At 42.8% G+C, this 13,613-nt stretch carries 8 protein-coding genes; 4 read left to right on the top strand and 4 right to left on the bottom strand.

Annotation, left to right across the window (positions count from 1 at the left end; translation table 11 throughout):
* Together BMZ56_RS10100 and BMZ56_RS10095 are read left to right on the top strand one after the other, a co-directional pair.
* Positions 1-1,854 carry a UvrD-helicase domain-containing protein gene (locus BMZ56_RS10100; RefSeq protein WP_090626466.1) on the top strand — a complete coding sequence of 618 codons (1,854 nt, stop codon included), beginning with the start codon at positions 1-3 and terminating at the stop codon, positions 1,852-1,854.
* A gap of 2 nt (positions 1,855-1,856) precedes the next feature.
* Positions 1,857-4,013, top strand: coding sequence for a KAP family P-loop NTPase fold protein (locus BMZ56_RS10095; RefSeq protein ID WP_090626465.1), 2,157 nt, complete (start codon positions 1,857-1,859; stop codon positions 4,011-4,013).
* 109 nt (positions 4,014-4,122) lie between these two features.
* On the opposite strand, the gene BMZ56_RS10090 is transcribed toward BMZ56_RS10095, so the two are convergent.
* Genes BMZ56_RS10090 through BMZ56_RS10075 form a run of 4 tightly spaced genes read right to left on the bottom strand, consistent with a single transcriptional unit; the run spans position 4,123 to position 6,483 of the window.
* A complete protein-coding gene (locus tag BMZ56_RS10090; RefSeq protein WP_090626464.1) occupies positions 4,123-4,314 on the bottom strand; it encodes a hypothetical protein in 192 nt (63 codons plus the stop codon).
* Between the two features lie 31 nt (positions 4,315-4,345).
* Positions 4,346-5,671 carry a Fic family protein gene (locus tag BMZ56_RS10085; RefSeq protein ID WP_090626463.1) on the bottom strand — a complete coding sequence of 442 codons (1,326 nt, stop codon included), beginning with the start codon at positions 5,669-5,671 and terminating at the stop codon, positions 4,346-4,348.
* Positions 5,672-5,680: 9 nt separating this feature from the next.
* Positions 5,681-6,091: a helix-turn-helix domain-containing protein gene (locus BMZ56_RS10080; RefSeq protein WP_090626462.1), complete on the bottom strand. Its 411-nt coding sequence runs from the start codon at positions 6,089-6,091 to the stop codon at positions 5,681-5,683.
* A gap of 11 nt (positions 6,092-6,102) precedes the next feature.
* Positions 6,103-6,483, bottom strand: a complete 381-nt coding sequence (locus tag BMZ56_RS10075; protein ID WP_090626461.1) for a helix-turn-helix domain-containing protein — start codon at positions 6,481-6,483, stop codon at positions 6,103-6,105.
* 551 nt (positions 6,484-7,034) lie between these two features.
* On the opposite strand from BMZ56_RS10075, the gene BMZ56_RS10070 reads away from it, so the two are divergent.
* Both BMZ56_RS10070 and BMZ56_RS10065 read left to right on the top strand, forming a co-directional pair.
* Positions 7,035-8,990, top strand: a complete 1,956-nt coding sequence (locus tag BMZ56_RS10070) for a TlpA family protein disulfide reductase (RefSeq protein WP_177195115.1) — start codon at positions 7,035-7,037, stop codon at positions 8,988-8,990.
* An 11-nt stretch (positions 8,991-9,001) separates the two neighbouring features.
* Positions 9,002-13,603, top strand: a complete 4,602-nt coding sequence (locus BMZ56_RS10065; protein WP_090626459.1) for a SusC/RagA family TonB-linked outer membrane protein — start codon at positions 9,002-9,004, stop codon at positions 13,601-13,603.
* Positions 13,604-13,613 lie beyond the last annotated feature (10 nt).

Raw genomic sequence — 13,613 nt, 5'->3', positions numbered from 1 at the left:
ATGAGGAGAATTGAACCCGGAATATGGCAACCGGCAGACGATATGCAACTTGAACCAAGCGCACTTGAAATTGCGAAAGGTTCAGAAAACAATTTAGTGGTGGCGGGCCCTGGAGCCGGCAAAACGGAACTGTTAGCTCAAAAGGCTTGTTATCTCTTACAAACCAATACTTGCCCTTTTCCTTATAAGATTTTAGCGATTAGCTTCAAACGGGATGCGGCGTATAATTTGAAAGAACGAGTTCGTCTGCGTTGTGGTGATGAGCTTTCCAGAAGATTTGATTCTTTGACTTTTGATTCATTTGCCAAGCAGATACTAGACAGGTTCAAGCAAGCTTTACTCAATGAATATAAAATTAGCAGTGAATATGATGTAGTGTTACGCGATCAAACTATACTCGATTATTATCGCTTAGAAGATACAGACTATATAAATACGACTAATAGGGATATAATACTGACATTGCATTGTACCCAATTACCGCATAACAACACTAGTCCCGGCGAAAGTATCCGAAATGAGGTGTGGACAAAAATGTTGAGTGCTGATCCCTCAAAGTTGTCCTTTAAAATGATTATGAGATTGGCTGAATTGATTATTAATACCAACCCCAAAATCAAACAATATCTGCAACAGACATATCAATATGTTTTCTTGGATGAATTTCAGGACACAACAGGAATTCAATATGATCTTTTTAAAAGCTGCTTTCTGGGTAGTGATAGTTTCTATACTGCTGTTGGAGATGATAAACAGCGAATCATGTTATGGGCCGGAGCACAAAACACCATATTTGAAGATTTTATATCGGATACCGGGGCAACAAGGGTTCCACTTACAATGAACTTCCGTTGTGCACCGCGATTAGTAGCCTTATTGAATCATCTCACAGAACATTTACTTGCCAAAACGGACTTTGCAACCCCCTCGCATAAATGGCATCCTGACCAGGGCGAATGTTCAGTATGGATATTTGAAAATCCTAAAGACGAAATGCAGACACTATTTCAAGACGTGCATAATTGGGTAACGGTCGATGGCTTAAATCCGAAAGACATTTGCATTCTTGTAAAGCAGCAACTGTCAACGTATGCCGGAAGTTTGATTGATTATTTCAATCAGAATGGAATAAAAGCCCGTGATGAAAGCAAATTCCAGGACATGCTCACCCAGGAGGTTTGTGTTTTTATTATCAACACCATGTATGCAATCTTCGACCTAAAAAATAGTGCTGCAAGACAAATCGCTTTTGGTTTTCTGAGTAATCTTCACACAGAATTAGAAGACCATCAATTACTGAAACTGGAAAGCGTTTTATCACGGTTCATCAAAAAAATCAGAAAAGACTATTCAGCATCGCCATTGACCAAAGATGGAATTAAAGCAGTCATCACTGAAATAATTGCTTTCGCTGGTAAAGACCGTATAAAAGCTAGTTTTTCAGGCTATAAAAATTCGGCAGTACTGGATTTATATATAAAGGAAGTTGAGAATGAATTAATCAATAACTATACTACTTCAAAAGATATAATTTCTGCTTTGGATATGCTTATCGGTAAAGACACAATCCCGGTAATGACCATTCATAAAAGCAAAGGACTCGAATATCATACAGTTATATTCATTGGATTGGAAGATGGCGCTTTCTGGACTTTTCAACAGCAGGAAGACGAAGATAAATGTGCATTTTTTGTAGCACTATCAAGAGCCAAGGAAAGAGTAGTTTTTACATTTAGTAAGCAAAGAGAAGATAAATATGGAAGAATGAGAAATCAAAGCATAAATAATATTGAAATTCTCTTTCAAGAGCTTGAAAAATCAGGGGTTGTCAACATAATAGAAAGAAGGCCCTGACTATGAGCATTCATACAGACAAACCAGCCTCTCTTCAATCCGAAGATAGTTTCCAACGCTACGAATTCGCTAAGCGCGTGGCATCCATTGCCATTAATGAGGATCAGGAAAAGTCCCTAATAATTGGTCTTTATGGTAAATGGGGCGAGGGAAAGACAACAACGCTAAATTTTATCCAAAAGGAGCTTGCTGAAGATGTAGTCATTGTCAACTTCAACCCTTGGTTATATACCGATGAACAACAACTTCTACGTTCATTTTTCTCAACCATGGCTCAAGCAATCGATGCGGATATTAAAAGTGGCAAGGAAAAAATTGCAGCGATGTTGGCAACCTATGGCGACGCAATAGGGGATTTCGCAGAATACATACCCAAAGTTGGAAGCAAATTTAAGTGGCTAGGTAAGGTTGGTTCTAAGTTGAGCACTGTGTCTATTGACAAGTTAAAAGGCAGGGTAGATACAGCCATTCGTAATTCCGGCAAACGCATTGTAGTGTTTGTGGATGATATTGATCGTTTGGATATTCATGAAATCCAGTATGTTTTTAAATTGGTAAAATTGGTGGGAGACTTTCCGCATACATCATACATACTTTCGTTTGACGATGAAATGGTTGCAGCAGCCCTTTCTCCTAAATATGGAGGAGACGCAGAAGCTGCAGGATATAATTTTTTGGAGAAGATTATTCAGGTCCCATTACGGTTGCCAAATGCCACTAAGAAGCAATTGTCAGAATACTCTTTTATGTTGATTAGTGATGCGTTGAAAGCAGCTCACGTTTCAGATTGGGAGCAAAGTCTCCAAGATTTTAGTGAAATTTTTAATACAGCCTTCCTCCCTTTTATGGATAATCCGCGGATAGCAATCCGATACGCAAACACACTTTCATTTTCAATACCCTTATTGATGGGTGAAGTGAATCTGAGAGACTTAATTGTTGTTGAAGGACTGAAAGTATTCTATCCACAATTACACTCTTTTGTTAGGGCTAACCCACAGGTTTTTTTGAATAGTAAGAATAGTCTTAACTGGCCCAAACAAAATAGTGATTCTGCTAAAGAAGATATCAATGAGCATTTGGAGTCCTATCCACGTCAGAAAAAGCGTGTAATCTTTGAGTTATTGAAATCGCTATTTCCGCAGCTTAGTGATATTTATGACGGTAGAAATTACTTTGAAGAAACACGAGAGGAATTGATGAAACAGAGGCGGATCTGTTCTCCGCGATACTTTGATCGATACTTCTCATATACCGTTCAAAAAGGGGAGATCGCTGATGGATATTTCAGCAGGTTCCTAGAGACAATTGAGACGACATCTGTCAATAACATAGTAGAAGAGCTTCAAAATATGGTTGAACAGTATGAACCATTTAATGTCCTACTAAAAATGCGGATGTACGTGGATGGCCTTAGCGAAGATCAGGCCAGGAAGCTTGCTCTAGCTTTATCGGAAATTGGCCACAACTTTCCAATTGAGCAAGACTTAAATTTTGCTACAACTTACAGTCAATCAGCTAATCTTATAATAAAATTGGTTGGTAATGTTGTTGAGAATCAGTGCAAGCTGATAAGGAATTTAATACTTAATGCCAATTCTTTAGACTATGCATTGGAGATTTATCGTAATGCATTAAATACAAATGAAAAACGTAATTTCGAGAAGCCGATAAAATTAGATAAGGAACACAAAAGCGGGCTTGAGGAAATGATGGTTCGGATGTTCCGAAAGCAGGTGACGGATGAAAACTTCTTTGCCTTGGTTCAGAATCATCATTTGTGGTGGATTTTGGATTGGTGGGCAAATGGGACGCAAGCAAAATATTTAAAAGCCTTCTTGGATGATCATCTGGGTAATTTTGATAATCCAGATTTTGCTTTGAATCTGCTTAAAGTATTTGTAAGTACAACAACTTCGCATAGTTCTAGCGGTGAAAGTGTTTCATATAAGTCAAACCTAAGAGTAAACGGCTATGCAGTATTAAAGTCGGTAGTAGATCTTGATGTTCTAAACCGAAATTTGGAATCGTCATATGGCAATCATCCCTATGCTGATGAATTGTCAAATGCATCGAATACCGATAGGCTAGATGATTCAAAAATGGTGTCAATTTTTCAACGATATCTTGAAGAGGATCGCGGGAAATTCAACCAGTAGTTAATAAATTTTCACTTTTAAGTGAAAAATAAAAAAGTATTCTTTATATATATAATAATGTAATCTGTATGAATCACACAGTTATTTGCAGATTTCGAACGCCGCCTGCTCATTTGTTTTGCCAAATCTGCGGTTCATTCTTTCTATAAGTCGTATCAGCAATCCAGTTGGCGATGGCCAAGTTACGGTTCACGAATTTATCAATGGCGGGGTCGCCATGTTCTTTCAGCCAATTGGAGATGAGGTTGTTTTCTTTGGTGATGCCAACATTTTGAGCATGCATTTTTCCTTCTTTTTTCATTACTTAATTGCTTAAAATCATTGTGTCCTCGTCAATTTTCATCCCTCACGCGATGATCAATATAATCCTTATGGTTACGGGAAATCAAGTTTGCAATTGAAGAGATTTCTGATTCACTCAATTGTTCACCATACAGCTTGTTAAGCAAATAATCATCGCTAACGACGCTGACACTGTATCCATGTGTAAGCGGAAGGTCGATTTGTATAATGCTTTTGTGCTGAAATTGATTGAATCCCGAGCGATTGAATCCGTCATAGGTATATTCGAGGAGCATCATTTCAACATCAGCGTTGATTTTATCCCGCATTTCAGCAAGAGCATTGGGTTGAGTCGAGCGTTGAAAATGGTTGACGTAAAGTTTCGAATCCACTTTGAGGTAGAACCTGTCAAACTTACCACAAGCTTGCAAAAACTTATTCCATAGCCGGGTAATACTATCATCATACAGCTCTATCAACACCTTTTCAGTGCGTGTGATTTCCAACTTATTGCCGTTAGTTTTAAGCCGCTGTTCGAGCAAGGCGATTTCCTTATCGATATCATCCGGCTCTTCGATACTTTCGCCTTTGGCTCCGGCGATCATGATTTCGAGGGAACGCACAAGATTGGTTGCAATGTAATTGATAAATGGTTCAATGGTACCGGCGTCCGCTTGTTGGAGGGCAAAGAAATAGTTGTCCTTGTCTTCGGTTTTGATGATGACGGGGGGGTAGTTGAATTTCATGAGTATGAAATTCATGAGAATACGGACAGTGCGGCCATTGCCATCGTCAAACGGATGGATGCGGATAAACCGATAGTGGAATTCTGCCGCCAACAATATAGGGTTGACATCTAGTTCTTCGTTTTTTTTCCGATACCATTGGATGAGGTCATGCATTTTTGCAGGGGTCTCTTCTGGCGTAGCAAAGCGGAAAATTTCGCCCGTTTTTGTTTTTACATGATTGGGCGCTGTTTTGTATTGGCCTACAGCAATACGGCGTGTCGTCGGTTGCCCATCAGGAGTAATCGCCTTTACCTCATAAGGCGATTTTAAAAGCAAGGTATGTAGTTCACGGATGAAGTTTTCGGTGAGTGGGTGATCTCTTTTGACCAAATCTTCCACCCACTTAATAGCCTCGTCATGCCCCGTGATTTCAAAGTGGTCTTTCAAAGGTTTACCCTGTGCTGTAATGCCATGCAAAAGAAGTGCCTTCGTTTCACCATACGTCAGCGAGTTGCCTTCCAGATTGTTGGAATTATAGTTCCAGTCCAATCGGAATTTCTGCATGATAATAGCTTCCTGCTCCTTGGTTAGCGGACGCAAATTATCTAGTTCTGTTTTTAATTGTATGGCTTGCTCTATAGGCTGCATTGCGTCGGTTTATTTAGATGACATATTTTGTTTGACAACTTCTAATAATTCCTTTCGAGCCTGTTCAAGCTGTCTTTCGAACATTTCAATAGTTTCCTTAAGTGGGTTGTTAATATTTTCAACATTTGCTACGATGTTTGAAGCGGACACTCCGCAATTCTCGTAAAAGTTGTTAGTATTGTATAGGACCTTTTCTTCACTAAAGTCCCTAAGGCCTTCAAACGTAACCCCCAAAGCGGTTGCGATTTCGGTCAACTTTTCATCTCCAATATTTTCGGATTGTTCCAGCTTAGAAATTGCCTGCTTCGATACACCTAATTTAAGGGCTAAATCTGATTGAGTCCAGCCTCTTAATTTTCGTACACGTTCAATTTTTCTGCCTTTATGGAGACTTAGTTTGTTTGAAATGATTTCGGACATGATCGCCTAATTTACTTGTTGTTTTGTGACTTAAGTATCTCAATTTTTTCTCGTTCACTAGCTAACAGCCTTTCATAGAGTTCGACGACTTTTTCTACCGGGCTGAATACTTGGTGTATCCCGTGAGCGCTTTCTGATATGGTAGTGTTTTCTACTTTATTCTCTATACTATAAAAGGCTTGATTTTCGTTGAATTCTTTAATTAACTCAGGTGTAACATTTAATATCTGGGCAATTTGGATGATAATTTGTTCATCAACCACGTCAGAATTTTCAATTAGCGAATATTCAGGTTGGGAAATGCCAAGTCCAGTCGCTACTACTTCTTGTTTCACACCCTTTATGTTTCTGATAAACTTGATATTAGGGCCGATTCTAATTGTTTTATCCATAACTCGATACACTTTGGTTATACAAATGTAATATAAAAGTCAACCTAAATCAAATAAAAATCAACCTATTTTTTTCTTTTAGTTGTTAATCGTTGCTTTTCTTTGCTTTCCGGTGGGCCTCTAACCTATAAGTACTATGATCCGAAAACAGCTATTTATAAATATCATAAAAAGTCCGGTCTAATTTCTAGGTACCCTTGAAATTAATTGGTCAATTTTTCAATTAAATCAATCATTAAATGAAGCAAAATTTACGCTTAAGGGGCTTCTATTGTCCAAAGCAAATAAAACCGATTCACGAGTTAAACCCAAAATACGCGGCAAAGAAGCAGGATGCGCATATAACGTTGCGGGCATGCTTTGCTTTTCTCCGTACTTTTTCCGTACTTTCTCCTGACATTTACTATGAATTCATTAAGGCGTATCTATCCCGTACCTATCAAAACCTTAGTCAAAACTCGGACACAGGTTACTCGTGGCTTAGGAGATGGCAGAACAAGGGCAGGAGAAAGTCGGGGGTTAGTATGCTTGGGCTCGGCAAACCCAGGCGAATGCCGTGCTCCAGCCCACCTTCCGTCACCCTTCCTTCGGGGCCCATCCCCATATGTCCCGCATATACTTCGGTAAAAAGCCCAAAAGGCGGCACTTTAGTGAAGGGGAAGCGGCTACATAGCGGGAGAAAGGCATATACGGATAGGAGTGGGATAGCGGACGGATCGGACAGGGATGCTACTGGAGGCTGCTTCGGGTCGGCTTCGGAGCTCAGTGCCAACTCGGAGCCACCTCGGTTTGCACTTGATCTGTTCCAACCAAACCAAGGTACGACCAAGTCCAAACCAAGACCAAACCAAGGTACGACGAAGCTCCGAAGCGATCTCCAAGAATGCCCCGAAAGGGGGTGGAGTGTGGCGCGCCCGTCAACCACCTGGGATTGGTTCGAATATGGCATGGCAATCGTCCGGCTGTTGCTCGGCTGTGCTTCGGCATTTTCCAGAAGCGTCGTCGAAGGTTTCCCGAAGCCCCGTCGAACACTTGTCGAAGCGCTGTCGAAGGATTGTCGAACAAGTCTCGAACAACAGTCGAACACCTGTCGAAGAAATTTTGAAGAATCATGTGTTTGGACCCATGCGATGGCTCCAGCCCGTAGCGGGCTGGGCCTCGCTTTGGGATTGACACTGGTTCTCATATTGGGGATGGGCACAGGTGTGCATGCTCAGACAAATATACAGAACGGAACGTTAACGGATAACGTCAGGCCGTTACAAATCGGAGACACAATCCCTGGCGCGCTATGGAATCAGCCATTGCAGGTAGTAAACCACCCGGAGGGCAAGGAAGTCATTACACTCAATGAGTACCGGGGTAAATTGGTCATACTGGATTTCTGGGCCACCTGGTGCGTACCATGTATTAAATCTCTTCAAAAACTTGATACGCTTCAAAAGCGATTCGTTAAAGACCTATTTGTCATTCCCACCACATATGAAAAGGCTGAAAAGGTAAGGCCATTTTTCAGGGAAAGAAAGTGGTCGCTGCCTGCGGCGATCTCGGAGACCATATTAAAAAGCTATTTTCCCCATCAGAGTATTCCTCACCAGGTGTGGATAAAAGGAGGGAAGGTCATAGCCATCGTAGGTCCGGAATATGCCGATTCCACGTACGTTGCCAGGGTGCTGCAAGGTGACACACCCGATTTTGAATCCAAAACTGAAGTGGCTTTTGACAAATCAAAACCCTTGTTAATTGACGGAAACGGGGGCGGTCACGAAAATCTTTTATACCATTCCATTGTAACCAAAGCCATTGATGCCAATATATCGGGTATCTTCAATGATGAAAAAAGCCTTTTGATCTATAATAGTGACATCGTGGGGATGTTCACTTACCTCTACAGGGACGATATCCGCTGGTCGGCCAGATTCAACAGATTGCGATTGGAACTTGATGATTCGATGTTGAACAGGGTATATCTTTACAAGAAAATAATTAAGCAGGATTCCGTATGGGACAATATGGTAACCGACGCTTACCGACAAGACAATCTTTACTGTTATAATCTGGTATTTCCGAATGAGGTGAGCAAGGCAGAAATCATTGAATTTGCGAAGAAAGACCTAAGCGATTTTTTTGAAAGATACCTAAACATCGGTGTCAAAGTTGAAAATAGGCTTGCCAAATGCCTTGTCCTGAAACGGATACACGGCGATAATCTAGCCGACAGAAATCAGACCGACTCATCATTCTATAAAAACGATAGTAACAACGCTTATTTCAGGTTTCACAACAAACCGTACTCGCTGTTCCTCAATGTGTTTGAAGAGCAGAACAAATATACACCGTATCCTATTATCGATTCCACGGATTATACAGGTAACATCGATATGGAATTCAATTGCCGGTTGGATGACCTTGCCGCTGTAAAAAAGGAGTTGAACCGGCGTGGCTTCGATATGGTGGAAGAAGAACGGACCGTAAAAATGCTAATCCTATACCATCTCAATAATTAATCAGCTTATTCATGAAAAAAAAGACCTTACTTTTCTTGCTGTTAGTAACAGCTAGTTATTCGTTACGGGCGCAATCTTCGGTTACCGGCAGGGTACTTTCTGAATTGGATAGTACAGCAGTGGGCGGAGTGTCGATTGTAAATTCCATCGATGGAAACGTGCTGACCAAGACAGATAACGATGGAGTTTTTAAAATCAACAATTCCAAAGGAATCGAAAGCCTGATCCTATCGCACATCGCCTACCAAATGGATACTGTACGACTCACCCAAACTACGGGGCGCATTGTTGTTTACCTCCAACCTGATAGCCACGTAATTTCGGAAATCGTGGTATCCACAGGCTACGAATCATTAAATACGAGAAAGACCACGGGCTCGTACACCTTAGTAAACAACGAATTGCTAAACCGCAGCGTAACCCCAGATATCTTGAGTAGACTGGAGGGTGTGACCAATTCCTTGTCTTTTACAAGAAAAGACCTTGTGGGCGAGCGCGAACGCACCCCTGAGTTGCGTGTCCGGGGCAAAAGTACCATACATGGAGACGGCAGCCCGTTAATTGTGCTCGATAACTTTCCCTACGAAGGCCAATTGAATAGCATAAATCCGAATGACATCCAAGACATAACGATATTGAAAGATGCCGCAGCCGCAGCTATCTGGGGCGCACGAGCGGGAAACGGTGTCATTGTCATCAACACCAAAAAGGGCGGAATCAATCGGCGGCCAGTCGTAAGCTTCAATAGCAACGTAACGATTGGTGAGCGACCAAATCTGCTATACAGCCCTTTGTTCATGGATGCGGCTGATTTTCTGGAAGTCGAAAAGGAGCTATACAGACGGGGCTTTTTTGACAATCCAGATGATAGGACAGTGCTTAGCCCGGTCGTCGAGATGTTGATTAAAGATGGCGAGACACCATCAACCGCTACAAAGGCAGCAATGGATAAATTAGCGGAGATTGATTTCAGGAACGAGGCAAGCAGGCTTTTCTATCAACAGAAGGTAAACCAGCAATATGCTGTCAATTTTCAGGGTGGAGCGGACCGCTTTGGTTATTACATATCGGGTGGATATGACGCAAATCGAGTAAACATAAAGCGTAATAGCGACAATAGGGTTACGCTGCTTACTCAGTTCAATGTAAAGCTGACAAATAAATTGGAGGTCAATTTGGGGTTGAACCTCGTCGCAAGCCAGGTGGCCGCCAATGGCCTTGGGCTTACCAGCATGGTTAGTTCCGGCAAGGCGGCGTTGCTCCCTTACACCACCTTTTTGGATGAAGCAGGTGTGCCCGCCGTTATCAACCATAATTACAGACAGCTTTATGTAGATAATGCCGAAGCTATGGGGTTGTTAAATTGGCAATATAGGCCTTTGGAAGAACAGGCCTTAGGCAACTCGGTCAGTAAAGCGACGGAAAGCCGCGCCAATGCTGCGATTTCCTATCAGATCGTTCCCTCGATACGCTTGGATGCGAAGTATCAATATCATCGGATACTGAATGATCATGCGACCAATTTTCACGAAAGTTCGTTTTATGCGAGGGATTTGGTAAACCGGTTTACACAGCAGGATGGTACACAGATCATACCGAAGGGAGCCGTGCTGGAAGGCAGTAATAGTGAAACGACGGATCATGCATTCCGCACGCAGGCAAATATTGACAAAACCTTGAATGGAATGCATGAAATAACGGGACTGATGGGATTTGAAATGCGACAGACAAAGACCATCGGCAGTCCGGGTTATTTACTGTATGGTGTGGATAATGACATCCTGGTCGGCAAAAACCGGCTGGACTATAGTATTGCACACTCTACACGGCCACAGGGTAGGGCTTTGATACCGGCTCCGCAAACAGCCCAACGTTATTTGATTGATAGGTATCTTTCTTATTACGCCAATATCTCCTATCTCTACGGCGGGAAATACGGCTTCTCGGCTAGTGCCCGTCAGGATGGCTCGAATCTTTTCGGGGTCAAATACAACCAGAAATTTGTGCCACTTTGGTCGGCAGGCTTTGCCTGGATAGTGAGCGAAGAAAGCTTCGTAGATTGGGGAATAGACACATTCCTCAAATTAAGGGCCACCTACGGTTACAGTGGAAACGTCGATAAATCCGCGACGGCATTTCCCACAGCGACCTACAGCGCCGACCCGAGGAGCGGGCTTCTCAGCGCGATTATCAGGAGTCCGGGAAACCCTTCGTTAAGGTGGGAAAAAGTTCAGACTTTGAATTTTGGAACAGATTTCAGCGTGTTGTCGGGCAGGCTTGCCGGCAGTGTAGATTATTACGTTAAAAGAGGGCTAGATCTGATAGGAGATGATGTTTCGGATCCGACTACCGGGTTGGGCTTTCCGGCGCTGCAAGGAGGTACGCTTTCCAATCGCATCAACTATGCAAACACAAAAACGAAAGGCCTCGACGTTGAAGTGACCAGCGAAAACCTGCGGGGAAAATTTCGGTGGTCCACGGCTTTATTGGCGAATTATGTCAATAACCTGATCACCACCTACCGTGGGACTGACGATCCAAACATACTGGCATACACCGTCACAACGGGCCCGATATCGCCCATGGAGGGAAGGCCAATCGATCCGTTATACAGCCTGCCTTGGTATGGACTGAATCCAGATGATGGCTCACCGTTGGTGCGCGTGGACGGTACACTTTCCAATCAGTATGGGCAGTTTATCAATCAGCTGACGCACGCAGATCTGATTCTTTCAGGCTCTTCCATCCCAAAATGGTTCGGAAGCATTCGCAATACATTTGGGTGGGGAGATTTGTCGCTGAGCTTCAATATCTCTTGGAAATCGGGTTATTATTTCCGGCCATCCAGCATCGATTACAACAGCTTGTTCAGCCAATGGCTGGGACACAGGGATTTTGCGGATAGGTGGCTCAAACCGGGAGACGAAAAATTCACCAATGTCCCATCGATGCCGAGCTTGGAGACTTACGATGCCTCAGGGCGAATGGATTTGGTATATACACGTTCGAATATACTGGTCGAAAAGGGCGATCACCTGCGGCTCAGGGATATCAACGTGAACTATACGTTTCATAAGTCCACGTTTAGACGGCTTCCCTTCCAATCGATGATCCTTACGCTGTATATGCAGAATTTAGGTATACTATGGAGGGCCAATTCAAAGGGGATCGATCCGGACGTGCCAAATGCCAGTTATCCAAATCCTACGGCTTATGCAGTGGGATTGAACGTTAACTTAAATCAACTGAAAATGACAACAAAACATATCTTTATTTTTTTTGCCGTCGCGGCTTGCATGTGCATTTCTTGTGAAGATTTCTTGGAGATAAAGCCGGATAAAAGCATTGTCGTTCCCGATAGGCTAGAAGACTTTCAGGCATTGCTGGACAACAATGCGATCATGAATGCCGGGACGGGGCATCAACTGGGGGAAATCAGCGGGGATAATTATTTCATTTCAAGGGTTGCTTGGGAGAACCTAACCAATGCGTTTCAGCGAAATGCGTACGTGTGGGAAAAAGAGATTTTCGAAGGCGAGCTAAGTACGGATTGGAATAACCCTTCCCTCGTTATCCTTTATTCCAACCTGGCATTGGAAGGCGCGGCAAAAATAACTCGGGACGATCGTAATTTCAATGAATGGAATAACCTGAAAGGCAGTGCGCTGTTTTTCCGGGCATATGCGTTCTATCAGCTAGCACAATTGTTTTGCGATACGTATAAGTCTTCATCTGCATCACAGGATTTGGGGATACCACTTAGATTGGAATCGGATATAACGTTGCCATCGGTACGTGCGACGATTGAGCGGACTTACCGGCAGATCGTAGCAGATGTTACCGAGGCGTCGACGTTACTTCCCGTAGTGCCAGTTTTCAAAACCCGACCGTCGAAACCTGCGTCCCATGCGTTTCTCGCACGCGTATTCCTCCAAATGGGTGATTATGAAAACGCATTGCTTCATGCTAATTTATCGTTGGATGATTTCAATTCGCTGATGGATTATAATTCCATTGATGCAACGGACAATTTCCCTTTTGTGCCGTATAATGACGAAGTGATCTTCCACAGTCATATGTCTTCGCCCGCTATTCTTAATCAAAGCAGGCTTCAAGTGGCGGACGAACTTTTGAAAGCTTATGAAGCGGATGATTTGAGGAAAACCTGCTTTTTTAGGGAGAACAACGGCTCCATTGTTTACAGGGGTTCGTATTACGGTTCGAACGCATTCTTTACCGGATTGTCTTCAAATGAAGTTTTCATGATCGCTGCTGAATGTAACGCGCGTATCGGAGATGTTCCGCAGGCGCTGGAATGCTTAAATGCGTTATTGGCATCGCGTTACCGCGCAGGTACTTTAGTTGCCATCGAGGAAACCGATCCGCAGTTGTTGCTAGATATTATATTAGCGGAGCGTAGGAAAGAACTTCCGTTTAGAGGATTGCGCTGGTCTGACCTAAAACGGCTAAATTTAGATTCAAGATACGCAAAGACATTGGAGCGGATTTGGGAAAACGAAGCTGTTGTATTGGAACCGAATTCTCCACGGTATATATTTCCGATACCGGATGCGGTAATTGACATTTCGGGCATTGAGCAGAATAAAAGATAAATTAAAGGGA

This window comes from Parapedobacter indicus (assembly GCF_900113765.1).
Lineage (GTDB): Bacteria > Bacteroidota > Bacteroidia > Sphingobacteriales > Sphingobacteriaceae > Parapedobacter > Parapedobacter indicus.
Note: the sequence above shows the minus strand (reverse complement) of the source record. Positions and strands in the feature narration are given on the sequence as shown.

Coding starts and splice junctions, on each gene's coding strand:
- BMZ56_RS10100 (WP_090626466.1), top strand. CDS start 1: ATGAGGAGAATTGAACCCGGAATATGGCAACCGGCAGACGATATGCAA.
- BMZ56_RS10095 (WP_090626465.1), top strand. CDS start 1,857: ATGAGCATTCATACAGACAAACCAGCCTCTCTTCAATCCGAAGATAGT.
- BMZ56_RS10090 (WP_090626464.1), bottom strand. CDS start 4,314: ATGAAAAAAGAAGGAAAAATGCATGCTCAAAATGTTGGCATCACCAAA.
- BMZ56_RS10085 (WP_090626463.1), bottom strand. CDS start 5,671: ATGCAGCCTATAGAGCAAGCCATACAATTAAAAACAGAACTAGATAAT.
- BMZ56_RS10080 (WP_090626462.1), bottom strand. CDS start 6,091: ATGTCCGAAATCATTTCAAACAAACTAAGTCTCCATAAAGGCAGAAAA.
- BMZ56_RS10075 (WP_090626461.1), bottom strand. CDS start 6,483: ATGGATAAAACAATTAGAATCGGCCCTAATATCAAGTTTATCAGAAAC.
- BMZ56_RS10070 (WP_177195115.1), top strand. CDS start 7,035: ATGCCGTGCTCCAGCCCACCTTCCGTCACCCTTCCTTCGGGGCCCATC.
- BMZ56_RS10065 (WP_090626459.1), top strand. CDS start 9,002: ATGAAAAAAAAGACCTTACTTTTCTTGCTGTTAGTAACAGCTAGTTAT.